The following is a 25290-nucleotide window of genomic DNA, read 5'->3' as shown; positions in this document are numbered from 1 at the left end:
CCCTTTAACCCTACAATTTACTTGCAAAAAGTTTTACATCTTCTTCTGTTACTTCTTTGCCACCAAGAATAATTAAACGTTCTACTACATTTCTCAATTCTCGTATATTCCCTGTATAGTCATATTCTTTAAGAAGATCTATAGCCGGCTTGGTAAAATCTTTTTTATTGCTACCATGTTCTTCCGCTATTTTATCTGAGAAGAAATCTACAAGTAATGGAATATCATCTCTTCGCTCATTAAGAGCAGGTACCTTAACTAGAATTACTGCTAGTCTATGATAAAGATCTTCCCTAAATCTATTCTCTTCTATCTCCTTTTTAAGATCTTTATTGGTAGCTGCTACAACTCTTACATTTACCTTAATATCCTTATCACTTCCCACTCTGGAAATCTTATTTTCCTGAAGTGCTCTCAACACTTTAGCCTGAGCAGACAGACTCATATCTCCAATTTCATCTAGAAATATTGTTCCACCATTTGCAGCTTCAAATTTACCGGCGCGATCTTTATTTGCCGAAGTAAAAGCTCCTTTAACATGGCCAAACAATTCGCTCTCTATCAATTCTGAAGGAATCGCAGCGCAATTAACTTCTACCATAGGGCCATTAGAGCGGTCACTTTTTTGATGTAACCAATGAGCTACAAGCTCTTTCCCAGTACCATTAGGACCTGTTATTAAGACTCTGGCATCTGTAGGTGCTACCTTTTCTATAATCTCCTTAATCTTAGAAATTGAAGGAGACTCCCCTATCATTTGATAGTTCTTCCCTACCTTTTTCTTAAGTCTAGAATTCTCCACCACAAGTTCTTTACGATCTAAAGCATTTCTCACAGTATTAAGCAATCTATTTAGATCTGGTGGTTTAGAAATATAATCAAAAGCACCTAATTTCATGGTATTTACCGCTGTATCTAGATCTCCATGGCCAGATATCATTACCACAGGAACTTCAGGTTTAATTTTTTTGATAGCTTCCAATACTTCAATACCATCCATTTTTGGCATTTTGATATCGCATAGCACCAGATCATAATCTTCATCTTTTACTTTCTCTGTTCCAATAAGACCATCTTCAGCTTCATCTACCTCGTAAGTACTATTTTCTTCTGATAGAATTTTAATTAAAACTCTGCGAATAGCAGCTTCATCTTCTATAACTAATATTTTCGCCATTTTATGTTTTTGTAATTACAGCCTTACAGCTGAATCTTAGTTTTTTCTATAAAGTTTAAATTTAACTGACTCTCTTCAGAAAAGAAGAACTTCCTATTAAATTTATAGAGAATTTAATATTTAAGCCATTTATAAAGCTCTTTATAAGTGGGCTTTTTACCATACATCAATATTCCTACTCTATAGATCTTTGCTGCTAACCACAAGACACCAATATTGGTAATTATTAATATTGCTATAGATATTGCTAGCTCATACCACTGTACTCCAAAAGGAATTCTCATTAGCATTACGATAGGAGAGGTAAGCGGAATCATAGAAAAAATGGTGGAAACTGTACCATGAGGATTTTCTATAACCGAGAAGAAACCCACGTAGATGGCCAACATAAGTGGTAATATTATTGGAAACATAAATTGTTGCGTATCTGTTTCTGAATCTACAGCAGCACCAATAGCCGCATAAATAGCACTATATAAAAAATAGCCTCCTAAGAAATAGATTACGAAGAAAATTAATAGACTAGTAATTGGCAGATTACTAACATCTAATAATAATTGCTGCATTTCCGAACCAGACATCTTATCGAGTCCTTCCTGCGCCTGAGATGGTCCCGAAACAAGATCCATCCCGGTAAAGTAAGAAGCTGCAACAAGCAGCACTCCTCCTAAAACTACCCAAATTGCGAATTGGGTAATCCCTGCTAAAGAAGTTCCAAGTATTTTTCCAAGCATTAGCTGAATTGGCTTTACAGAAGAAACAATAATCTCTATAATTCTATTGGTCTTTTCTTCTATTACGCTTCGCATCACCATATTCCCGTAGATTATAATGAACATCATTAACAAATATCCTGCTGCGCCACCAAAGAACATCTTTATATAATTAGACATCTTTGAAGTTCTCCTTCCTTCAAAATTTTGAACTTGTATATCTACTACAGTTTCTGCAGATTCAATTTCAGAAATATCTACTCCTCTAGAAATAAGCTCTCTATTGGTTAATTTTTCTTTTATGTTGCGCTCTATATGTCTAAGGTTACTTAAAGAGGGAGATTCTTTAGAGAAAAATTCAATAGAACCTGCTAATTCGCGATTATCCTGAACATCAGGAATAAAAAGGAGACCATAGTATTCGTTCTTAGCAGCACTCGCTTTAGCTTCTTCTAGTGATAGATCTGAAAGGTTTACATAATTAACATCTTCACTGTCTTTAAAATCATTTTCAAATAACCCACTATCATCTTTAATAGCCATGGTATGAACCTCATTATTATTGAGCATGCTTAAATAAGCAATTAAACAGATCATACCCACTAGTATTAATGGGCTTAGAAATGTCATGACAATGAAAGTCTTGTTTCTAACTCTAGCTAGATATTCGCGTTCAAGGATGAGCTTTAAATTATGCATTCGTGGTGACGGTTTTAATGAAAATATCGTTAACAGAAGGAATTACCTCCACAAAATGATTTACGGTACCTCTGGAGATCAAGTATTGCAAAAGATCATTCGCAGATTCTTCGGGCTTTAGCTGTATACTCAATTTCAAGTCTTCTGTAATACTCTTAAAATGTGCTTTTCCAACTTTGAAGTTGCTATTTAGTTCTTGTAACAATATAGCCTCGTCTCTAGGATGAATTCCTACTTCAAAGGTATTAGACTTATAAGCTCGTTTAATATCACTTACTTTTCCATCCAGCAGTTTATTAGACTTGTGAATTAAAGCCATATAATCACAAAGTTCTTCTACGCTTTCCATTCTATGGGTAGAAAATAGAATAGTAGCTCCATCTTCTCTCAACTTAAGGATCTCATTTTTAATAAGATCTGCATTTACAGGATCAAAACCGCTAAAAGGTTCATCAAATATCAATAATTTAGGTTCATGTAGTACTGTAATTACAAATTGTACTTTTTGAGCCATCCCCTTAGATAGTTCCTGAATTTTTTTATCCCACCAATGTGTTATATCTAGTCTCTTAAACCAATACTCCAGCCTTTCTTTAGCTTGAGCTTTTGAAAGACCTTTCAACCTTGCTAAATATAAAGCCTGTTCACCCACCTTCATAGATTTATACAAGCCTCGCTCTTCCGGCAAATAGCCTATAAGACTTACGTCTGATGGGCTTAGAGGTTTCCCATCAAGCAATACCCTACCACTATCTGGCATGGTTATCTGATTGATGATTCTAATGAGTGTTGTTTTACCGGCTCCATTAGGACCTAGTAATCCAAATATACTTTTAGTAGGAATGGTAATAGAAACATTATTTAGCGCAGTAAATTCTCCAAAATGTTTAGAAACATTTTCTGCTACCAGAAGATTATCCATAAATAGTAGTTATAAGGTAAAGATATTGAAATGCAGGTAAACCTTAGATCTTTTCAATATTTTTTTAAATATAAACCTAGATCTATATAAAAGAAAAACCCATCCTAAAATAAAAATTCTAGGATGGGAAAAAAATTGCTATGAAAAAGAAAAATTATCACTAAAGGTTTTAGTGATAGTCAAATATATAAAAATTATCTTAAAACCATTCTTTTAAGAAAACATATCTTTTACTTTTTCAAAAAATGACTTATCGCTCTTTTCCGGATTTGGCTTAAAATTATCATCATTTGCCATCTTCTCAAAAAATTCGCGCTGTTCTTTATTTAAGGTCTTTGGGGTCCAAACATTTACATGAACCAACAAATCTCCTTTTCCATATCCATTAAGATTTGAGATACCCTTACCTCTTAATCTTAGGATCTTCCCAGACTGTACTCCCTCCTCAACCTTAATTCTTACTTTACCGGTTACGGTATCAATTTCTCTAGAGGCACCTAAAGCAGCTTCAGAATAACTTATGTAAAGATCGTAATGTAAATTATCACCTTCTCTTTGTAAAGAGGCATGTGGCTTTTCTTCAATAGCTACTAATAGATCTCCTGGAATTCCATTACCAGGAGCATCATTACCCTTACTAGTAACTTTTAACTGCATTCCATCTTCAACTCCAGCCGGAATTTTTATAGATACAGTTTCTTCTTGAACTTTTAAGCCTTGTGCATCTGCATCATCCGGTTTTTGATCTATAATTTGCCCGGCACCACCACAAACATTACATGGAGATGCTGTCTGCATTCTTCCTAAAATAGTATTAGTGATTCTGGTTACCTGTCCAGAACCATTACATGTAGTACAGGTTTTATAGGTAGTGCCAGCTGCCTGAACTTTACGCTTAACTTTTATTTTCTTTTCGGTACCGTTGGCTATTTCCTCAAGAGTAAGGCTAACTCTAATTCTTAAATTGCTACCCTTAACTCTCCTCTGGCCTCCACCACCGCCAAAACCAGAGAATCCTCCGCCGCCAAAACCACCGCCAAAGATATCTCCAAACTGACTGAAGATGTCATCCATGTTCATGCCGCCACCGCCGCCAAAGCCACCACCGCCATCAAAGGCTTGGTGTCCAAAACGATCGTATTTGGCTCTCTTATCTTCATTACCTAATATCTCATATGCTTCTGCAGCCTTCTTAAACATTTCTTCAGCAGAAGAATCTCCCGGATTCTTATCTGGGTGAAATTCAATCGCCTTTTTACGATATGCTTTTTTAATTTCGGCAGCAGTTGCTCCTTTGCTTATTCCTAATACTTCGTAATAATCCTGTTTCATCTTCTAATTTTCTGAATTTTTAAAGTGACTAATTTGGAAATCCTATTTCCCTGTCACTACTTTTGGATAGCGAATAATTCTATCTCCAAGCTTATATCCGCGTTCAACAACATCAATAATCTTTCCTTTAAGCTTATCTGAGGGTGCTGGTACTTGGGTAATAGCTTCATGTATATCTGCATCAAATGCATCACCATTACTAACCTCCATTGCTTCCAAACCTTTATTCTTTAAAGTTTCAGAGAATTTATTATGAATTAATTCAACACCTTTTAAAAGATTCTTGTCTTTGGCTTTTTTGATCTCATTCATAGCTCTGTCAAAATCATCAAGAACAGGCAACATAGCTGTCATAACTTCTTGATTAGCGGTTTTGAAAAGCTCTAAACGTTCTTTTGAAGTTCTTCTTTTATAATTCTCAAATTCTGCGAATAATCTTAAGAACTTATCTTTCTCCTTCTCAAGATCAGCTTTAAGCGCATCATCTTCAGAAATATCAGAAGCATCTTGATTACTCTCAACTTCTTCAATTGCCTCATCCATAAGCTCTTCAATTTGATCTTTCACAGATTCATCAATATTATTGATGTTCTTATTATTCTCGTCTTTGTAGTTTTCTTCGTTCGTGCTCATTACTAAACAATATTTGTTTTTACATTAAAGTCAAAATTACTGCCAATTCTAGAAATTTGTCAAAATGTCATCTTAAATATTAATATAGATTTATGATATCGCCATTTACATATTGACTATTTTTGCAAATTAAATTTTTAAGAGAAAACCATGAAAAAAACTATTTTAAATTTATGTCTTGTAGGAGGAATTGCTCTTGCTACTGTAGCATGTAAGAATGAAAATAATAATGCAGAAACTACAGATGCTCAAGAAGTTGCTAGCGCAAATGAGGCTGCTGTAGAATTTGTTGTAGATACTACTAATTCTACCATAGAATGGAAAGGTGAAAAACCTGCCGGGTCTCATAATGGAGTCATTAGCATCTCTGAAGGAACTTTTACTGCCAATGATAGTTTGATAGAATCTGGATCTTTTGTGATTAATATGAATTCTATTGAAGTCCAAGATCTTGAAGGTGATGATAAAGCAAACTTGGAAAATCACTTAAAAGGTACTGTTGAAGGAAAAGAAAGTGATTTCTTTAATGTAAAGGAATTTCCAAAAGCTACTTTTGAAATTACCGGTGTTAATGAAGTTGAAGGAAACACTATGTTACGTGGTAATCTTACCATGAAAGGGGAGACCAAGAATGTTGAATTTCCTGTAAATATTGATATTGATGGTGATGAACTTGAGTTAACAAGTGAATCTTTTACAATAGACCGTACACAATGGGGAATAAAATTTATGTCTAAATCTGTAATGGATAATTTAGGTGATAAATTTATTAGTGATGACATTACACTTACTGTAAAGGTTAAAGCTAAGAAAGCTTAATATTTACATCTATATATTTAAGAACCAGGCTCCAAAAGCCTGGTTCTTTTTTTTTATAAAATATCTTCTAAAGCCTTGGTTAGATTTTTAAATTGAAAATCATAACCCGAAGCTATTATTTTCTCTGCACTGACTAATTGACTTGAAAGAACAACTGCAGACATTTCTCCTAATGCTGCTTTTAAAGCGATAGCCGGAACATTTGGTAACCAAATAGACTTCCCTAGCACTTTAGCTATTCCATTAATAAGTTCTTTATTAGTAACAGGCCCAGGGGCTACAGCATTATATATTCCCGGTAATTTATTTTGAAGAACATGCACAAATACTCCTGCAAGATCCTGTAGATGAATCCAAGATTGCCACTGTTTACCACTACCCAAAGCTGTTCCAACATTTAGCGAAACAGGTTCTTTCATCTTTTGTAAAGCTCCACCATCCTGAGCAAGAACCAATCCTATTCTCACCTTAGAGACTTCCATTCCTAGGTCTGTAAATAGATTTGCCGCTTCCTCCCATTTCACTACCACTTCTCCTAAAAAGGAATCATCTACACCATTATCTTCTTCTGTATAAAGTTTTTGCAGAGAACTTGGATAAATACCAATTGCACTAGCCGAGATAAAATGAGCTATTTCAATTTCAGATGCCTTGAGCGTTTTATAAAGTAGCGCGGCGGTATCCACTCTACTAGAAATTATTTCTTTTTTATAACTATCTGTCCATCGTTCTGCAATACTTGCTCCCGCTAAGTGAATAATTGCATCTACATCATTAAAACAAGCCTTGTCTATTTCTTGCTGTTCCGGATTCCAATAAAACCCCTTATATTCGGGCTTGTTCTCTATCTTATCTTTGCTGGTAGTTAAATAATTCACAGAAATATCTGCCTGATGGCATTTTCTTGTGATCTCTTTCCCTATAAGACCTGTTGCACCTGTGATTAAAACCTTCATTTTTTTATTGACAAGGTATTAAACTGTTTTGGCAAATAAGAAGCATTTATAACAGGTTTAACAGGCGTTAGACTTTAGTAGCTCTTAACATCTCGCGTTTACCCGGAGGACCCTGCAACCTTTCTACTTTATAACCTACCTCTAACATTGCTCTTCTTACAGAGCCCTTAGCTGCATAGGTAACCAAAATACCATCTTGCTTGGTGGCTTTAAACATTTTCTCAAAGATCTCTACTGTCCATAGGTCTGGCTGAACGCGTGCTCCAAAAGCATCAAAATAAATAAGATCATAGGTATCTACGTCTTCAATTTGATGAAAGAATTTTTGTTGTTTGGTTAAAGTTAGGTTTTCAGAGATCTTATTCGCCTCTTCCCATGAGGTTACATGTAACTTATTAAATATAGCTTTTGAATTCTCTAGTTTAATTTCTTCAGCAAAATTTAGCTGAATTATTTCCTCCACAGCTACCGGGTAAGCTTCTACCCCTGTATAATTAATAAAGATTTCTTTAGCCTCAATAGCTTCCCATGTAACCATGGCATTAAGACCAGTACCAAATCCAATCTCCAGAATAGAAATTTCTTTACAATTATCTCGCTCCAGAATTTTCTTAAGACCCATTTCAATAAAGACATGTCTTGCCTCTTGTATTGCACCGTGTTTAGAATGATATTGTTCATTCCATTCCGGGATATGTATGGTAGAAGAACCATCTCCAGTTGTAATAATTTCTCTTTTCATTTATTTATTATCAGCTACCAATACTCCATCTGCTATAAAAGATAATGTTCTTTTAGGTTTGGTAATAGCATTTATTTCCTCTTCAGATTTCCCTCCATCTTTTGCATAATGTTGTTGCTCCTCTACAGATACTTCAGAAACATATGCTTTACCGTGCACAACTACTTGTTGCTGTTCAATATCTTTTGGCACAAAAAAACCGTAGTCTTTAAATTTTACCATTACAGTTTCTTCCTCGTTTGGAAGATCTAAAGTCATCCAACAACCTTTACTCTTACAAACCTCATTTACGGTAGAAGTAAACTTCATAGGAATTGTATCTCCAGGTCTTAAAGTATTAAAGGTATTTTCCATTTCCAATGCAGATACACTTTTATCATCACCTAATTCTGCACCAAAATTCTGGTACTTTTGATCATCCAATACTGCTGAGGCTTCAACCTCCATACTTTTTTCCTGTTGAGAATTCTTACAAGAAATTATTAAAAGGACAGAAAATACTGCAAAAAGACTTAATTTTTTCATAATAATTTTAATTTAATGACTGTAAATCAATAACCTGTCAAATTTAGCAAAACTTTCAATTTTGATTCTAGTAATATTTCGGTAAATTTGCAATCTAAATTTTGACATAATGAAAAACGATGCAACCATCGCCCTTGATATTGTAAAAGCCCCTACCTCTAAAATTGATTCTGTAGACTTTGAGAACCTTAACTTCGGGCACATCTTTACAGATCATATGATGATTTGCGACTATAAGAATGGCGCCTGGCAAACTCCACAAATTAAGCCATACGGGCCAATTCAACTAGACCCTGCTGCTAAAGTATTCCATTATGGACAAGCGGTTTTTGAAGGAATGAAAGCCTTCAAAGACGACAAAGATAAGATCTGGATGTTTAGACCAGAAGAAAATTTTAATAGAATTAATAAATCTTCTCATAGATTAGCCATTCCAGAATTTCCAAAAGATCACTTTTTTACTGCTTTGGAAGAATTGTTGAAAATGGAAAAAGATTGGATAAAAAAAGGTTTTGGAAATTCTTTATATATAAGACCTTTTGTTATTGCTACAGAACCTGGTGTACTTGCGTCTCCAGGAACAGAATACAAATTCATGATAATATGTTCTCCTGCAAAATCTTACTACAATGGTGAGGTTAGAGTACAATTTTCTGAAAGATTTAGTCGTGCTGCAGATGGTGGTGTTGGTTATGCTAAAGCTGCTGGGAATTATGGAGCACAATTTTACCCAACTAATCTAGCTAAGGCAGAAGGTTTCCAACAGATTATCTGGACAGATGCTAATTCTCACGAATTCTTAGAAGAAGCTGGAACGATGAATATCTTCTTCAGAATAAATGATACATTGATCACAGCACCAACTAACGACAGAATTTTAGATGGTATTACCAGAAAAAGTTTGATTCAATTAGCAGAAGAAGATGGAATTAAAGTTGAGGTAAGAAGAGTTGCTGTAAAAGAGATTGTGGAGGCTGCAAAAGACGGTTCTTTAAAAGAGATCTTTGGTACCGGTACTGCTGCTGTAATTAACCCTATTCAAGGATTTGGACATAAAGGTGAACGTTATGAGATCAAAAATCTTACAGACTCTTATGCTACTTATTTTAAAGAACGAATGATGAAGATCCAATACAATCTTGCTGAAGACAAATTTGGATGGAGATATCTTGTTAAAGAATAATTTCCTTTTATATATAATTAAAAAGCCTCTTAATAAGAGGCTTTTATTTATTTATTCAAGATCTTATTAAAATTAGGCTTAAAGTAATTTGGCCCTTTTAGAACTTTCCCATCTTCTCTATAGATAGGCTTTCCATCTTCTCCCAGTTTGCTCATATTGCTTCTTTGTATCTCATCAAAGATCTCTTCTATCTTATGCTGCATTCCATGCTCTATAATGGTGCCGCATAGAATATAGAGCATATCACCTAATGCGTCTGCAACTTCAGTAATATCATTATTATTTGCAGCTTCCAAGTACTCTTCATTTTCCTCTTGCATTAAATTGAATCTCAATAAATTCTTGGCTGCTCCAAGATCTGCCACAGGCTTCTCATTACTACCTAGACCAAATGCATCATGAAATTTACGAACGCTATCTATTCTCTTTTTCATTATAATGAATGAGTTTTAAAAGTTAACTTTGTATAAAAATAGCTAAAAATGTTTAGTACCGGTCAATGGGTTTTTGCAGCCATCTTCTTTATTTCATTTGTAATCATTATTATATACAGTTATAGAAAAGACCTTCAGCTTCATAAAAAATATTATAAAGGTAGCTTATACGTGCTCGTAGGATTTTTGGTATTTATAGGTTTACTATTTGTTATCAAAAAATTCTTGCACGAGTAGTTTCTTATCCTTTTTACAAATAAAAAAACCTCATCAATATAATTGATGAGGTTTTTTATTCTGTTATACTTTCAGCTTATTTAGCCTCAGTAACTTTAGATGCTTTCTTCACTTTTAAGAAATTATAGTTCTTAGAGTAACTAAGCATTTGCGCTTGAAAATCTTCAGGTTGCTCAATTTTGATCGACTTAATTTCTCCATTATCATCCATTTCTGGAACTAATACAGGATTAACAAAACCGCTGTAAGGTGCAGATTTAAACTGCGCATTTCTATCCAGCACTTCTTTATGAATTGCCTGATCTACTTTCACACCATAATTCTCAACCAGATTCTTAGCTGCATTAAAATCTCCTTCAGATTTAATACGCTGTGTTTCTTTAAGTAATTCTCCAAAAAGCGCTCTTAACTTATCGTAATCTTTAATATCATAATAAGTCTTTCCATCTCTGGAAATTTTCTCGATAACATTTTCTGCTTTACCTTTTTCGAAAACCCAAGCACTTACCCACTGGCGATTTCTCATATGAGCTTCTTCCACATCATCTCCCTGATTCAATCTTCTCAATTGCGTAAGTAATCCATTTCTAATATAACCATCATAGGCAGCCATACCAGTTTTTTTATAATCATCTGTTAAGCCTAATTCTTGAATTTTTGGATCCATTAAGTAGTAAAGCCCTACTAAATCTGCTCTACCCTCTTCCATAGTAGAAGCATAGTTTTTTAGGGTTTCTTTGGTTTCTCCAACTCCAGGATTCAACTGCCCTGAAGCATGTCCTACCACCTCATGCAATGCTGTATGCAGTTTATCTGCATTCTTACCATACTCTTCTTCCAATTCAATCTCTTTTTCATCATTGGCAAACTCTTTTAGCACTCCAGAGCTTCCTGCATTGTTATAAGCACCAATGATATTTCCTAAAGAAACAGATTTACTTCCATGAGCTGCTCTAATCCAGTTGGCATTTGGAAGATTTACTCCTATTGGTGTACTTGGAGAAGCATCTCCAGCTTCACCAGCCACAATAACAGTTTTATACGTTACACCAACAACAGAATCTTTTTTATGCTCTGGCAATAATGGAGCGTTATCTTCAAACCACTGCACGTTCTTTTCCAGAACCTTCATTTTCTTAGACATTTCGAAATCTTTTATTTGAATGATACTCTCATAAGAACCTCTGTATCCCAAAGGATCGTTATATACTTCAATAAAACTATTGATGTAGTCTATATTCCCTTCGGTAGCTTCTACCCAAGCAACATTATAATCATCCCAAGTTTGAAGATCTCCAGTTTGGTAATATTTTATAAGAAGTCCAAAGGCATTGGCTTGCTTTTCATTTTCTGCCACACCTTTTGCTTTTTCTAACCACTTAATTATTTCATCTATAGCAGCACCGTAAAGACCACCACTTTTCCAAACTTTTTCAACTAGTTTTCCATTCTCTTTAACCAAAGTAGAATTTAATCCAAAAGAAAGCGGCTTATTAGCATTTGGAGAAGATTTCTTCTTATAAAAAGCTTCTGCTTCTGCAGCCGTTACATCTGGTCCATAAAAATTAATTGCAGACCCTTCCAACAATCCTTTTGAAGGATCTAAGTTCACCTTTTTAGCATCTTTATCATTAAAGATAACTTCGTAAGGTTCTCCTGTAAGTTCTGTATTAGTTTCTTTTAATAAAGTATCAAAATACTCTTTACTAAATTCTGGTTTCATCTTATCATTAGAGTAATGATGGTGAATCCCATTAGAGAACCATACTCTTTTCATGTAAGTAACATAAGAATTCCAATCTTCAGAATCTTTATCACCTTCATAGGTGTTATAAATATTTTCTAACGCATCTCTAATTTCAAGGTTATATCTATAGTTCTGATCCCACATAATATCACGCCCGCTAAGACCTGCTTGTGTAAGATAATAAACCAGCTTCTGCTCTTTTAAAGAAAGATCTTCCCACCCCGGGATCTGGTAACGCAACACTTTAATATCAGCAAATTCTTCTACTGTAAAGTTAAAGGTTGTATCAACTTTTACATCGGCTTCAGCTAATTGATTATCCTTTGTATCATCTTTACAGGAAAACAGTAAAATAGACGCCGTAAAAAGCGTCAATAGAAATTTAGGTTTCATATAATTTTGTTTATTTTGGTGCAAATGTAAGAATTCGCGTCTTCTAAATTAACTATATTAGCATTTTGAACCAATAACCCCCTCAAATAGATGAAAATTATTAAATATTTATTCTTTCTTATTTTAATTGCAATAATTGCAGGGGCCATCTATATAGCTACTAAAGATGGAAACTATCAGGTAGAAGACAGTATAAATATTGCAGCACCAACCAGTGTTGTTTATAATGAAGTTAATGATTTCCGTAACTGGGAAAATTGGGGACCATGGATGGATGATGCAGATGATTTAATTTTAGATTATGGCTCTAAAACCAGCGGTGAAGGTGGTTCATACTCTTGGAAAAGCGAAGATATGGGTGATGGAAATATTATTACTACTAAGGCTATTCCGAATAATTCTATAGAGCAGGAATTAAATTTTAAATCTACCTATGGCGAATCTACCAGCGATGTTTATTGGAAATTTGAAGATGCAGAAGATGGTACACTCGTTACTTGGGGCATAAAAGGCTCTCAAAGTTTCATGGAAAAATTAGGCTTTGCTTTTAAAGATGAATCCTTTTCTAATATGCTTAAACCTATGTTAGCAGAAGGTTTAGATAAATTGAAAAAGGTTACAGAAGATAAAATGAATGCTTATTCTATAAATGTAGATGGCATTACACAGCATGGTGGAGGATTTTATATGTACACAACTACAGCTTCTAAAGTAAGCCAAGTGAGAGTGAAGATGCCGCAAATGTTTACTGATGTTTCTTTATATATGAAGCAAAATAATATTACCGAATCTGGTAATCCATTTGTATTATATAATCAATGGGATAAACAAAACAACTCTGCTATCTATTCTGTTGGAATTTTTACTCCAAGCTTAGTGATTACCCCTGCAGAGAGTTCTATACTTAATGGAATGCTACCCGTTCAAAAAGTTATTAAGACCACTCTAAAGGGTGATTATAAATATATGCAGAGGGCTTGGGATAAAGCGTACCAATATATTTCTGATAACAATTTACAACCATCTGAAGATCAAGCTGTTTTTGAGGTTTATAAAGTAAGCGCAGCACAGACACAAAATCCATCTCTTTGGATCACAGAAATATATATTCCTTTAATACAGCCAGAAGTAGAAATTCTAAACTAGTTTTATGAAAGCCTTATTAATGGTTTTTTTAGGAGGAGGCTTGGGAAGTGTTCTAAGATATGCTATCTCAAAATATTTAAATCAGCTTCCGTTCCAAGTACCATTAGGAACACTAACCGTAAATATTTTAGGAAGCTTGCTGTTAGGCCTTTTTTTAGGTATAGCTTTAAAAGGAGGTCAACTTTCTAATAATATGATCTTATTTTTAGCTACAGGATTTTGTGGTGGTTTTACTACCTTTTCTACTTTTGCTTTTGAAAATCAGGAACTTTTGAAAGCCGGAGATTATTTTAACTTCTCTATTTACACTTTTGGAAGTTTACTTGCTGGATTTACTGCTATATTTATTGGTTTATTCCTGTCAAAATTAGTGTAAAGAGTCTTCAGTATTATAACTCACCCCTACCGGAATTGCTATGTCTAAATCATTTTCTACGGGAGGAATAGGACAAGCATATTTTTTACTGTAAGCACAGTATGGATTATAAGCTTTATTAAAATCTAGAGTTACCTTTTTAGATAAAGGTAATAACAAGTCTATATATCTACCTCCGCCGTAAGTTATATCTCCATTAGTAAGATCTGTAAAAGGTAAAAATAAGTAGTCTGCATATTCCGGTTTTCGCAATAGATCCTGACTTTGGTAGACGTTCAACTTCAAATTCTTTCCTTTCAGCTTAAAATATAATTCTCCATACTTAACATAGATTGGAGTGCGCTCTTTTGTAGTTGGCATTTCAAAAGGAGATTCAAAAGGTGTTCTAACAAATTCTGCTTCTACAACATAGGTAGTATCAATTTTTAAGAAGGTAAGACTTTTAAAAACTTTTCTCTCTTCAATAGTTAAAGGAGATTCGGCAGGATCTTTAAATTCCTTATTGATGTTACGCTGAAATTCTAACACACTTTCCTTTCCAGAAGTTTGAGCCGCAACGCAAAATGTTTCAAACATAATTAACAACAACACTATTTTCTTTAATCTTAAAAATGACATGATACACTTTTTAGTTGATTCAAATTAGAGAATAATATTAGCGAAAATTAATTTAATTTTGAGATCTATCTCTTATCAATGATTAGTAGAATATACCGCTCTTATATAGATTCTTTTAGCGACTTAAGGAAGGAAGTTTGGCTTTTAGCATTTATTACCTTTATAAATCGTGCCGGAACCATGGTTATACCCTTCCTTTCTTTATATCTAACTAAGAGCAGAGGATTTTCTTTAGAGCAAGTTGGATGGATCTTAACATTTTTTGGACTAGGTTCTGTAGCAGGATCATGGTTGGGTGGAAAACTTGTAGATACTATAGGCCACTACAAAACAATGACCGGAAGTCTGATCTTATCTTCTGTTCTATTTGTACTACTTCAATTCCCAACAACCTTTTGGGGAATCTGTGCAGGTATATTTTTGGTGATGATGGTGGCAGATATGTTTAGACCCGCAGTATTTGTAGCAATTAGCGCATATAGCAAGCCTGAAAACAGAACCAGATCTGTAACGCTTATAAGATTGGCAATTAATCTGGGATTTTCTGCCGGTCCGGCTTTAGGCGGACTAATAATAGCTACTTCAGGGTACAGCGGACTTTTCTGGGTAGATGGTATTACCTGTTTGGCAGCAGGATTATTGTTATTAAAGTTATTACATCCTAAGAAGGCTATAGAAAATAAACGTGAAGAAAACTTAAATCCGCTTGGGGTTATGAGCGATAGACCTTATTTACTTTTTATAGTATCCATGATCTTATTTGGATTTATATTCATTCAGTACTTCTCTACCATGCCTTTGTACTATGCTCAAAGCTTTAAAATGTCTGAATTCGAAATTGGATTATTATTGGGCATGAATGGCTTTTTGATATTTTTATTAGAAATGCCACTAATAAAATATCTGGAAGGTAGAAAGTTTAACCCTATTAGTTTAATGGTTTGGGGTACCGCTTTGGTAGGAATAAGCTTTTTACTTGTAAACTTAAGCGGATTAATAGGGATACTAATAGTTGGAATGATATTTCTTACAATAGGAGAAATGATAGCCTTTCCATTCTCTAATACATTTGCTTTAAAGAGAGCAGAAAGAGGCAAACAAGGATCTTATATGGCACTTTACAGTATCGCTTTTTCTATTAGCCACATCTTTGGACATAATTCGGGGATGCAACTCATAGAAAATTTCGGCTATGAATTTACGTGGTACACAATGGTATTTTTAGCTATCCTAGCCTGTGCGCTTCTTGTCTGGCTGAAAATTACAATAAGAAAAGAAGCTATTAGTTCTCCTCCAAATTAAGATTATAGAATTTAGATCTTCCCAAGTATTTCTTGATAATCTTATTATATTCCGGGCTCAATTTAAGATCTAAAGTTCCGGGGACTGTATAAAGTGCATCTAAATTATCATAGCCGGTTTTTAGGAGATCTTCCAAGTAAAGCAGCGCTGTTTCGTAGTCGCCATCTGAGGCACTTAATGATATTACTTTAAAATATCCTTTGGGGTTTTCTTTATCAAAGATAGTTTGTAATACTGCTGTAAAGACTAATAGATCTATACTAGATCCTTGCTCCTCAAACTGTACAAGAGATAATTGTGCCATATTTTGAAGATATCCTTGCAATCTATAACCCATTCTCGCTTCTGCAATATTTTCAGAACTCTTGTTTTCTTCTAGCTCTTTAATTTGCTGATTCCAATATCCAAGATTTTCAAAATTTATCTGTGCCAGATCATCAGCTAAATAATAGGAAAATTCAGACTTCTTAAAGTTTTCTGTGGTGATGGCTCTGGCAAAATTTCTTCGCTGAGATCTATAGATCTTATTTTTTTTAATTTCTTTTTGCATTTCTCTGATGATATCCTGAGAACCTTCTACTGGAAATTTTTGAGACATGAGATCTAGAAATTCATAGGCTTCATAAAAACTTAACTTTCTTCTTAAATTCTCTGCGATTCGAAGATCTTGCTCAAATAACTTCTGTGCAGAAATAACATTTACTGTTGAGTCTGATTTCAGTCGTTGAAGCGTAAACTCAGATATACCGCTATAGATAAGATCTGCTGAAGGATATTCCTTTGCACTTGTAAATAAGTAAATACGAGAGGGGTATTCTATTTTGGAAATATAATTACTGATATCGCTAAGCCTATAATAATCTGGATCTTTATAATCTATCATGCCCACAAAAGCATATCCTTTATCTTTTTTCAGAAACTCTGAGTTAATCCAGAAATCTCCAATTGCCATCACACCTTTTATATCTGTTCGAATAGCAGAGACCGCCATGGCAGCTTCTGCTCCTTCATTACTACCGGTGGTATAAATAGAATTCTTGTCTATAGAAAAATAAGCCTGTACGGTCTCTATTAATCTATCACCAATTTCTACATTTTTTAAAAGATCCAGATCCTTCGAGACATTATTGGAAGCCGCAATTATATAGCCTTGCTCTTCTCCTATCTTTTTAAATAATTGTGTAACTATTTTACCTCTACCTTCAGAATCAAAAATTACAATGATCGGCCAGGTCTTTTCTGTAGTATAAGAAGTTGGCAGGTATATAGAAAAAGTTTCATTTGAGGCATTTGCCACAATCAAACTATCTGTTACAATACCTTTTTTAAGCGTTAATTGCTGTGCTGAAATTAGCACACTAGAGAACATGAAGAAAGTTAGGAATAGATATTTCAAGAATTCAAGATTTAAAACATCAAGTTAGAATAAATTGAGCATAAAAAAAAGGCCTCTATCATAGAGACCTTAAGGGCTTTTTCTAAACAAAATGTTGGGATTATTTTTTAACTCTTTGCAATTTCATATTTTCAGTTGCTGGGAAAAATATTTTTGCTAATACTGAGATCACCAATAGATCGGCAAATATCACAAATAACACTCTCACCGCCGGTATACCAAAAAAGTTCATTCCTGTAAAGCCTATTAATCCAGTTATAACGGTTAATGCAAGGAATATTAAAGTATAATTTTTCATAGCGTATTATTTTTATCAAAGATAACTACAGAGTAGTCGCACAAGTATTAAAGAAATTACAATTACGCAGATTTTAACTAAATTATATTCATACGGTAAAAGAGTGTTAAAATTTGGCATTGCTTGCCTTAAACTTCCTACTTAACAATAAAGCCCTATCTTTGCAGCCGGTTGCGATCTTCTCCGACAACGCAACATTTACACATAGTCTGCCCCAGAACAAATTTTCAAGCGGCGCAGCATTTATAATTCATACATGACATTTAACGATTTACAATTAACTGAACCTTTACAAAAGGCAGTACAAAAAGTGGGATATACCATTCCTACCCCTATACAAGCACAATCTATACCCGCAATATTAAAAGGACGCGACGTTCTAGGTTGCGCCCAAACCGGAACAGGAAAAACAGCCGCTTTCTCCATTCCTACAATACAACTATTAAACTCAAATTCTCAAAACAATGGTCGCAGAACAGACATTAAATGTTTGATCTTAACACCTACAAGAGAACTTGCTATTCAAATTGGTGAAAGCCTTGCTGATTATGGACAATTCACCAATCTTAAACATCTTGTGATCTTTGGTGGTGTTCCTCAAAATTCTCAGGTTAATGCTTTAAGAAATGGAGTAGACATTTTAGTGGCAACCCCAGGAAGATTATTGGATCTAATGGATCAAGGTTTTATCTCTCTTTCTAAAATTGAAATTTTCACCTTAGATGAAGCAGATAGAATGCTTGATATGGGATTTGTTCATGATGTAAAAAAAGTGATCAAAAAAATTCCTCAAAAACGTCAAACTTTATTCTTCTCTGCTACCATGCCAGATTCTATTTTAGATCTTGCCAATAGTATTTTAGATAATCCGGTAAAAGTGGAAGTTACACCAGTATCTTCTACTGCGGAAATGATACAGCAAGAAGTATATTTTATAGATAAGGCGAATAAGAAAAATTTGCTTATAGACCTCTTACAGGATAATGATGCAGATAGAGTGCTTGTTTTTACAAGAACTAAACATGGTGCTAATAAGGTGGTTAAAGACCTTATGAAGGAAAATATAAAAGCGGAAGCCATTCACGGGAATAAAACTCAGAATGCAAGACAGAAAGCTTTGAAGAACTTTAAAGACAAGACTACCCGCGTACTTGTAGCTACAGATATTGCAGCCCGTGGAATAGATATAGATGAGTTGGCTTTGGTAATTAATTACGAGGTCCCAAACATAGCAGAAACTTATGTTCATCGTATAGGAAGAACAGGTAGAGCTGGAGCTAGTGGTAAAGCTATTTCTTTTTCAGATTATGAGGAAAAATCATACATTAGAGATATTCAAAAATTAATAGATCAGAAGATTCCTGTAATTGAAGGTCATAACTATCCAATGGAATTGTTTGAAGTTCCGGCCAAGAAACCTCAACAAAGAAGACCATCAAGAAACCAGAACAAACCTTCTACTTCTAAGCGAACAAACTCAAATTCTAATAATAATTCTAAGGGCAGAAGTTTTGACAGATCCAAAGCTAAATAAAGGACATTCTGAGAATTACTTTGGAGACTATCGAGATTTTTGGTGGAACAAGGCATTTCTTGATCTCACTGCAAATAGGCTCGAACTATCCAGAATTGGATCTATGCTAGATGTAGGTTGTGGAAATGGACATTGGACGAGGTTACTTGCGCCATACCTTTCTTATAACGCTTCTATTACGGCAGTAGATAGTGATGTTAGGTGGTATTCAGAAAATAAAGAACTAGAAGGACATATCTATAATTTAGATAGGTCCTTCAGTTTATTAAAAGGAGATGCTCAAAATCTGCCTTTTGATGATGATCATTTTGAAATGGTTACCTGCCAAACAGTTCTTATTCATGTTCCTCACCCGCAAAAAGCTCTTAAAGAAATGCTACGAGTTTTAAAATCTGGTGGAATTTTGCTGTGTGTAGAACCAAACAATATCGTTCAAAGCTTAACCAAAACATCGCTTTCTAAAAATGATTCTATAGAGGAAACTCTAGACCACATTAAATATAGATTGATCATAGAAAAAGGTAAGAAAAATATGGGTCGAGGAGATAATTCTCTAGGAGATCTCTTACCGGGAATGTTTGCATTGGAAGAACTTAAGAATATTGAAGTTAGATTGTCTGACAAAGCGATTGCAATGTACCCTCCTTACAATAATGAGGAACAAGTAGCAACCTTAAAACAATGGATGAAGGGAAGTTCTTGGAAATCTAATACTCAAAAAGATATAGATTTTTTTAGTGCTGCAGGGGAAGAATATATGCAGTTCTATTTTGAGTATCAGGAAAAATACTCAAGGAGAGATGAGCATGTGATGGGCGCATTACAAAGAGAGCAGTATCATGCTGCAGGAGGCTCAATGATGTATCTGGTAAGTGGAATTAAATAAAAATTTTATCTAACACCCCTACTTTTTATAGGTGCATGTTCTATAACATTAGATAAAATTATATGCGTTTTGGTTTCTCCGTAGGTAATAAGCTTATCTATAAATTCTTCTAAGTGAGTTTGATCGAATAAGACCACTTCCATAATAATATTTTCATTACCGGTGATTCTATAACAATTAATCACTTCTTTAAATTCTTTTACCTTCTCTAAAAAAGGCTTAAGTCTTCCCATAAAAGCTCTTAAGGTTATAACTGCTTTTAATTGATGTCCTGTTTTGTGATAGGAAACCTCAGCTTTATAGCCCTTGATAATTCCTTTATCTTCCATCTTCTTAACTCGCTCTGCTACTGCAGGAGAGGTTAAACCAACTTTTCTGCCAATCTCCGCAAACGATTGACGAGCATTGATCTGCAACTCATCTAGTATTAACCAGTTTATTCTATCTAAAGGCATTTTTAAATATTTTAAGATTAAAATTACATAATATTAAAGTAATAGCGCAATTATGCTTTAAATATTAAAGCATGACCATCAGCATTCTTGCTATTTTTATGAAACGTAAGAAATTATAGTTTTATATGGAATCTAATTTTAATCAATTAAAAGTTTACCAAAAAGCTCAGGAGATCTTTAAGGTATCTCGCGCCATTGCATGTATTATTAGTGACAATAAAAATGTGATGGAAATGGGAATTTCCAATAACTATAATTATCATTTTGCTGGAGAAATAGTATCAGACTCTCTAAGATTGGTGCCAAGTTTGGCAGTGGTACATAATACCTCCAATTCTTCTTTAAGATTAAAACGTGCTAATAATATTAGAAAATCTGCAAATAGAATGCTTATTAAGTGCAGAAAGTTAGAATTTAATGGAGTGAAGGAAACAGAGTTCTTAAATCTTCTAAAATCTGAGATCCTTCAATTTGAAAACCTATTTACAGATTGGCTAAATAATCTTCACTACAAAAAAGACGAGTAGTTATTTAAATTAGAACATCTTCTGTAAAGAATGCCAATTTTACACCCTGTATAAACATATTGGTACCTATAATGGCTATGATCAATCCCATGATCTTTTCTATTACCACGATTTTATTGGCACCTATATATTTCACCAAATATTCACTAGAGATAAAAGCCAAATAGTTGAGCCACATAATTAAGGCTAGCATAGAGATAATTATGACTAATTCTATGTATCCTGCAGTAGTTGTATAGTTCATTGCAGTAACTATGGTTCCAGGACCTGCAAGAATAGGGATAGCTAATGGAGAGATCGAGATACCTTCATTAAAGTTTACCTCAGTTTGGTTATCTATACTAGATTCTTGAGAACGTATCATTTCAAATCCAACAAAGAATATCAAAATTCCTCCTGTGATCTTAAAAGCTGGAATTGTTAAACCAAAAAGATCGAAAATATATTTACCCAGAATTATAAATCCGGTAACAATAATAAAAGCAGTGATAGTAGCCTTTTTAGATATCTTCTTTTTGGTAGCTCTATCTGCCTGTTTAGTTAGACTGATAAAAATCGGGATATTACCAGCGGGACTATTAATCGCGAAGAAACCTGTAAATACAGCTATAGCAAATAACCACAGATTTTCCATTAGATTAGTTTTAAGAAGCTGCGAAGTTAAATTAATTTTTTGGATTAAATAATTATCTAATACATTTTGAAAATAAAAAAAGCGCTACCCTTTTAACTAAAGAGTAGCGCCTTTTATTCAATTATATACTCTAACAATTACATATTTCTTCTATACTGTCCGCCAACCTCGAACATTGCCTGAGTGATCTGCCCTAGAGAACAAACTTTTGTAGCTTCCATAAGAACTTCAAATAAATTCTCATTATTAATAGCAGCTTCTCTTATTTTAACCAATGAACGTTCTGCATCATTTTCTTTCGCCTTCTGCAAATTTTGAAGCGTTGCAATTTGATATTGCTTTTCTTCCTCTGTTGCTCTAATTACCTCTCCCGGTGTAACCGTTGGAGAACCTGTAGAACTCAAGAATGTATTTACACCAATAATTGGAAATTCACCATTATGCTTCAATGTTTCATAATACAAGCTTTCTTCCTGTATCTTGCTACGTTGGTACATGGTTTCCATAGCACCAAGAACACCACCTCTTTCTGTTATTCTATCAAATTCTAAAAGAACTGCTTCTTCTACAAGATCTGTCAATTCTTCAATAATGAAAGCACCCTGAATTGGATTTTCATTTTTAGTTAGCCCTAACTCTTTATTGATAATTAACTGAATTGCCATTGCTCTTCTTACAGAAGCTTCTGTAGGCGTAGTAATAGCTTCATCATACGCATTGGTATGTAGGGAATTACAGTTATCGTAAATTGCATAAAGCGCCTGAAGCGTTGTTCTAATATCATTAAAATCTATCTCCTGAGCATGCAAGGATCTTCCAGAAGTTTGAATGTGATATTTCAACATTTGAGCTCTTGGATTAGCTCCATATTTATATTTTAATGCTTTAGCCCATATCTTACGTGCCACTCTACCAATTACAGCATATTCAGGATCTATTCCGTTAGAGAAAAAGAAGGAAAGGTTTGGACCAAATTTATTGATGTCCATTCCTCTGCTTAAGTAATACTCTACATACGTAAAGCCGTTAGCCAATGTTAAAGCCAATTGAGTAACAGGATTTGCTCCTGCTTCTGCTATGTGATATCCAGATATAGATACCGAATAAAAGTTTCTTACTTTTTCTTCAATAAAATATTCCTGCACATCACCCATCAATCTCAAAGCAAATTCTGTAGAGAAAATACAGGTATTCTGTGCTTGATCTTCTTTTAATATATCTGCCTGTACCGTACCACGAACAACACTTAAGGTATGTTTTTTAATGTTTTCATAAATATCTGAAGGTAAAACCTGATCTCCGGTTACTCCTAACAGCATAAGACCTAAACCATTATTACCTTCCGGTAATTTTCCCTGATAAGATGGTCTATCTACTTCTTTATCCTTATAGATCTTATTGATCTTTTCTTCAACTTCTCTCTCTAATCCATTCTCAACAATATACTTCTCACATTGCTGATCTATGGCAGCATTCATGAAAAACCCAAGTAACATTGGTGCCGGACCGTTAATGGTCATACTCACAGATGTCATTGCATCTGCAAGATCAAAACCTGAATATAATTTCTTAGCATCGTCTAAACAACAAATCGAAACTCCAGCATTACCAATCTTTCCGTAGATATCTGGTCTAAAATCTGGATCGTTACCATAAAGAGTAACAGAATCGAACGCTGTAGATAAACGTTTTGCAGGCAGACCTTGACTTACGTAATGAAAACGCCTGTTGGTACGCTCGGGCCCACCTTCTCCGGCAAACATTCTGGTTGGATCTTCTCCAGCTCTTTTAAACGGATAAAGCCCTGCTGTATAAGGAAATTCTCCCGGTACATTTTCTTGAAGACACCATCTTAGAATATCTCCCCAAGCTTGATACTTTGGCAAAGCTATTTTCGGGATCTGCGTATGAGAAAGAGATTCTGTATGAGTCTCCACTTTTATCTCTTTGTCACGTACCTTGAAAGAATAAATAGGCTCCTTATATTTATTTACTTTTTCGCTCCAACCGGTAATAACTTCCCAATTATATGGATCTAGATCCATTTTTACACGATCGAATTCTTTCTTTAGAAGATCTGAAAGATCTGAGTTTTGTTCAGTTTTACTTTCTTCTAAACTCTCTTCATCCAAACCGTATTGAGAAAGTGTTGGCTTAACATTGGTTACAGATTCTATTGTTTTATAAATTCCATAAAGCTTTTGCGCAACTTCCACTTGAGAATCTGCTTTCTCATCATAACTTCTATTATTCTCGGAGATCTCAGAAAGATATCTGGTCCTTTTTGGCGGAATGATAAAGATCTTCTCGCTTTTATCATCACTTATCTCGAAAGTAGAATTAAATTTAGATCCAGTTTTCTCATCCACTTTATTGATGATATTACTATAAAGTGTATTCATTCCAGGGTCATTAAACTGAGAAGCAATAGTTCCATAAACAGGAAGCTTTTCTGAATCTTCATGCCATAACTGATGATTTCTTTGATATTGCTTTTTCACATCACGAAGTGCATCTAAGGCTCCACGTTTATCAAATTTGTTTATTGCTACCAGATCTGCAAAATCCAACATATCTATTTTCTCTAACTGAGTAGCAGCACCAAATTCTGGTGTCATTACATAAAGAGAAGCATCAGAATGTTCTAAAATTTCAGTATCAGATTGCCCAATTCCAGAGGTTTCTAAAATAATTAGATCATATTGAGCTGCTTTTAGCACATCTACAGCTTCAGCAACATATTTAGACAATGCAAGGTTGGATTGTCTTGTTGCCAAGGAACGCATATAAACTCTAGAGTTATTAATTGCATTCATTCTAATTCTATCTCCTAATAGTGCTCCACCTGTTTTTTTCTTTGATGGATCTACAGATATAATTCCAATGGTCTTCTCCGGAAAGTCGATCAAGAACCTTCTTACTAATTCATCTACCAAAGAAGATTTTCCAGACCCACCGGTTCCGGTAATTCCAAGAACCGGAGTTTTAAGCTCTGGCATTTTTATTTTGTCGAAAACCTTTTTAAAGTCTTCGTGTCTATTTTCAGCCAAAGAAATTAAACGTGCAATAGTGTTTACATCTTTACTTTTCAGCAATTCTTCAGCTTGACTTTCCTTTTCTAATTTTGGAGTGGGTGTATCTGCAGTCTTTACCAGATCATTGATCATCCCTTGCAATCCCATTTCTCTACCATCATCTGGCGCATAGATCCTGGTTACACCATAATCCATAAGTTCTTTGATCTCTTCAGGAAGTATTACTCCACCTCCACCACCAAAAATCTTAATGTGCTCTGCTCCTTTTTCTTTAAGCAGATCATACATATATTTAAAGTATTCATTATGCCCTCCCTGATAAGAAGTCATTGCAATAGCATTGGCATCTTCCTGAATGGCGCAATTAACCACTTCTTCAACGCTTCTATCATGTCCTAGATGAATTACTTCTACCCCGGTAGATTGAATAATTCTTCTCATAATATTTATAGCAGCATCATGTCCATCAAAAAGAGAGGCAGCTGTTACTATTCTAACTTTATTCTGAGGTATATAAGGAGCTTGTACTTCCATTGGTAAATTTTAAATTTTGCTTCCGCAATTTACGAAT

25 protein-coding genes are annotated in these 25290 nt (G+C 34.4%); 9 read left to right on the top strand and 16 right to left on the bottom strand.

The window, feature by feature from the left end; genetic code table 11:
- Positions 1-10 precede the first annotated feature (10 nt).
- The 5 genes from BLT84_RS08420 to BLT84_RS08400 all read right to left on the bottom strand — a co-directional run bounded on the left by BLT84_RS08420 (position 11) and on the right by BLT84_RS08400 (position 5476).
- Positions 11-1177 carry a sigma-54-dependent transcriptional regulator gene (locus tag BLT84_RS08420; RefSeq protein ID WP_034890117.1) on the bottom strand — a complete coding sequence of 389 codons (1167 nt, stop codon included), beginning with the start codon at positions 1175-1177 and terminating at the stop codon, positions 11-13.
- 113 nt (positions 1178-1290) lie between these two features.
- Entirely contained in the window at positions 1291-2589 is a 1299-nt protein-coding gene (locus BLT84_RS08415) for an ABC transporter permease (RefSeq protein ID WP_091264457.1), read from the bottom strand.
- Positions 2582-3511, bottom strand: coding sequence for an ABC transporter ATP-binding protein (locus BLT84_RS08410; protein WP_091264454.1), 930 nt, complete (start codon positions 3509-3511; stop codon positions 2582-2584). Before BLT84_RS08410 ends, BLT84_RS08415 begins: the two co-directional genes overlap by 8 nt.
- A 213-nt stretch (positions 3512-3724) precedes the next feature.
- Positions 3725-4843 (bottom strand): molecular chaperone DnaJ, encoded by a 1119-nt coding sequence (gene dnaJ, locus BLT84_RS08405; protein WP_091264451.1) that lies wholly within the window; start codon positions 4841-4843, stop codon positions 3725-3727.
- Between the two features lie 42 nt (positions 4844-4885).
- Positions 4886-5476, bottom strand: coding sequence for a nucleotide exchange factor GrpE (locus BLT84_RS08400; RefSeq protein WP_091264447.1), 591 nt, complete (start codon positions 5474-5476; stop codon positions 4886-4888).
- A gap of 150 nt (positions 5477-5626) precedes the next feature.
- Between BLT84_RS08400 and BLT84_RS08395 the strand changes: the two genes are divergently transcribed.
- The gene (locus BLT84_RS08395; protein WP_091264441.1) at positions 5627-6295 is read left to right on the top strand and encodes a YceI family protein; all 669 of its coding nucleotides are present in this window, start codon (positions 5627-5629) and stop codon (positions 6293-6295) included.
- Between the two features lie 53 nt (positions 6296-6348).
- Here the strand turns inward: BLT84_RS08395 and BLT84_RS08390 are convergent, their stop codons facing one another.
- The 3 genes from BLT84_RS08390 to BLT84_RS08380 form a co-directional block, all read right to left on the bottom strand.
- Positions 6349-7251: a TIGR01777 family oxidoreductase gene (locus BLT84_RS08390; protein WP_091264437.1), complete on the bottom strand. Its 903-nt coding sequence runs from the start codon at positions 7249-7251 to the stop codon at positions 6349-6351.
- Positions 7252-7318: 67 nt separating this feature from the next.
- Positions 7319-7993 (bottom strand): tRNA (5-methylaminomethyl-2-thiouridine)(34)-methyltransferase MnmD, encoded by a 675-nt coding sequence (gene mnmD / locus BLT84_RS08385; RefSeq protein WP_091264434.1) that lies wholly within the window; start codon positions 7991-7993, stop codon positions 7319-7321.
- Positions 7994-8518: a DUF4920 domain-containing protein gene (locus BLT84_RS08380; RefSeq protein ID WP_091264431.1), complete on the bottom strand. Its 525-nt coding sequence runs from the start codon at positions 8516-8518 to the stop codon at positions 7994-7996.
- Positions 8519-8627: 109 nt separating this feature from the next.
- Between BLT84_RS08380 and BLT84_RS08375 the strand changes: the two genes are divergently transcribed.
- Complete coding sequence (locus BLT84_RS08375; protein WP_091264427.1) at positions 8628-9701, top strand: branched-chain amino acid aminotransferase; 1074 nt, start codon at positions 8628-8630, stop codon at positions 9699-9701.
- Positions 9702-9748: 47 nt separating this feature from the next.
- Here the strand turns inward: BLT84_RS08375 and BLT84_RS08370 are convergent, their stop codons facing one another.
- Entirely contained in the window at positions 9749-10135 is a 387-nt protein-coding gene (locus BLT84_RS08370; RefSeq protein ID WP_091264423.1) for a nucleoside triphosphate pyrophosphohydrolase family protein, read from the bottom strand.
- A gap of 48 nt (positions 10136-10183) precedes the next feature.
- Between BLT84_RS08370 and BLT84_RS08365 the strand changes: the two genes are divergently transcribed.
- Positions 10184-10372, top strand: a complete 189-nt coding sequence (locus BLT84_RS08365) for a hypothetical protein (protein ID WP_091264419.1) — start codon at positions 10184-10186, stop codon at positions 10370-10372.
- A gap of 76 nt (positions 10373-10448) precedes the next feature.
- Here BLT84_RS08365 and BLT84_RS08360 read toward each other — a convergent pair whose 3' ends face one another.
- Positions 10449-12512, bottom strand: coding sequence for a dipeptidyl-peptidase 3 family protein (locus BLT84_RS08360; protein ID WP_091264415.1), 2064 nt, complete (start codon positions 12510-12512; stop codon positions 10449-10451).
- A 90-nt stretch (positions 12513-12602) separates the two neighbouring features.
- Between BLT84_RS08360 and BLT84_RS08355 the strand changes: the two genes are divergently transcribed.
- Positions 12603-13658 carry an SRPBCC family protein gene (locus BLT84_RS08355; protein WP_091264411.1) on the top strand — a complete coding sequence of 352 codons (1056 nt, stop codon included), beginning with the start codon at positions 12603-12605 and terminating at the stop codon, positions 13656-13658.
- A 4-nt stretch (positions 13659-13662) separates the two neighbouring features.
- Positions 13663-14034, top strand: coding sequence for a fluoride efflux transporter CrcB (gene crcB / locus BLT84_RS08350; protein WP_034890076.1), 372 nt, complete (start codon positions 13663-13665; stop codon positions 14032-14034).
- Here the strand turns inward: crcB and BLT84_RS08345 are convergent.
- Positions 14026-14652, bottom strand: a complete 627-nt coding sequence (locus BLT84_RS08345; protein WP_091264408.1) for a DUF1684 domain-containing protein — start codon at positions 14650-14652, stop codon at positions 14026-14028. The genes crcB and BLT84_RS08345 overlap by 9 nt on opposite strands.
- A 78-nt stretch (positions 14653-14730) precedes the next feature.
- On the opposite strand from BLT84_RS08345, the gene BLT84_RS08340 reads away from it, so the two are divergent.
- Positions 14731-15954, top strand: a complete 1224-nt coding sequence (locus BLT84_RS08340) for an MDR family MFS transporter (RefSeq protein WP_091264405.1) — start codon at positions 14731-14733, stop codon at positions 15952-15954.
- Here the strand turns inward: BLT84_RS08340 and BLT84_RS08335 are convergent.
- On the bottom strand, positions 15935-17350 hold the full coding sequence (locus BLT84_RS08335; RefSeq protein WP_157717914.1) for a hypothetical protein: 1416 nt from the start codon (positions 17348-17350) through the stop codon (positions 15935-15937). The genes BLT84_RS08340 and BLT84_RS08335 overlap by 20 nt on opposite strands.
- A 100-nt stretch (positions 17351-17450) precedes the next feature.
- The gene (locus BLT84_RS08330) at positions 17451-17648 is read right to left on the bottom strand and encodes a DUF1328 domain-containing protein (RefSeq protein ID WP_091264398.1); all 198 of its coding nucleotides are present in this window, start codon (positions 17646-17648) and stop codon (positions 17451-17453) included.
- A 256-nt stretch (positions 17649-17904) separates the two neighbouring features.
- Here BLT84_RS08330 and BLT84_RS08325 point away from each other — a divergent pair, with 256 nt between their 5' ends.
- Together BLT84_RS08325 and BLT84_RS08320 are read left to right on the top strand one after the other, a co-directional pair.
- Positions 17905-19182, top strand: a complete 1278-nt coding sequence (locus tag BLT84_RS08325) for a DEAD/DEAH box helicase (protein WP_091264395.1) — start codon at positions 17905-17907, stop codon at positions 19180-19182.
- Positions 19160-20068 carry a class I SAM-dependent methyltransferase gene (locus BLT84_RS08320; RefSeq protein ID WP_091264392.1) on the top strand — a complete coding sequence of 303 codons (909 nt, stop codon included), beginning with the start codon at positions 19160-19162 and terminating at the stop codon, positions 20066-20068. Before BLT84_RS08325 ends, BLT84_RS08320 begins: the two co-directional genes overlap by 23 nt.
- A 5-nt stretch (positions 20069-20073) precedes the next feature.
- Here the strand turns inward: BLT84_RS08320 and BLT84_RS08315 are convergent, their stop codons facing one another.
- The gene (locus BLT84_RS08315; RefSeq protein WP_091264388.1) at positions 20074-20523 is read right to left on the bottom strand and encodes an Lrp/AsnC family transcriptional regulator; all 450 of its coding nucleotides are present in this window, start codon (positions 20521-20523) and stop codon (positions 20074-20076) included.
- A gap of 125 nt (positions 20524-20648) precedes the next feature.
- Here BLT84_RS08315 and BLT84_RS08310 point away from each other — a divergent pair, with 125 nt between their 5' ends.
- Positions 20649-21050: a hypothetical protein gene (locus tag BLT84_RS08310; RefSeq protein ID WP_091264385.1), complete on the top strand. Its 402-nt coding sequence runs from the start codon at positions 20649-20651 to the stop codon at positions 21048-21050.
- A 4-nt stretch (positions 21051-21054) separates the two neighbouring features.
- Here BLT84_RS08310 and BLT84_RS08305 read toward each other — a convergent pair whose 3' ends face one another.
- A complete protein-coding gene (locus BLT84_RS08305; protein WP_091264383.1) occupies positions 21055-21684 on the bottom strand; it encodes a MarC family protein in 630 nt (209 codons plus the stop codon).
- Positions 21685-21821: 137 nt separating this feature from the next.
- The gene (locus tag BLT84_RS08300; protein ID WP_091264379.1) at positions 21822-25253 is read right to left on the bottom strand and encodes a methylmalonyl-CoA mutase family protein; all 3432 of its coding nucleotides are present in this window, start codon (positions 25251-25253) and stop codon (positions 21822-21824) included.
- Positions 25254-25290: the final 37 nt, after the last annotated feature.

The organism is Gillisia sp. Hel1_33_143 (assembly GCF_900104765.1).
Classification (GTDB): domain Bacteria; phylum Bacteroidota; class Bacteroidia; order Flavobacteriales; family Flavobacteriaceae; genus Gillisia.
Note: the sequence above shows the minus strand (reverse complement) of the source record. Positions and strands in the feature narration are given on the sequence as shown.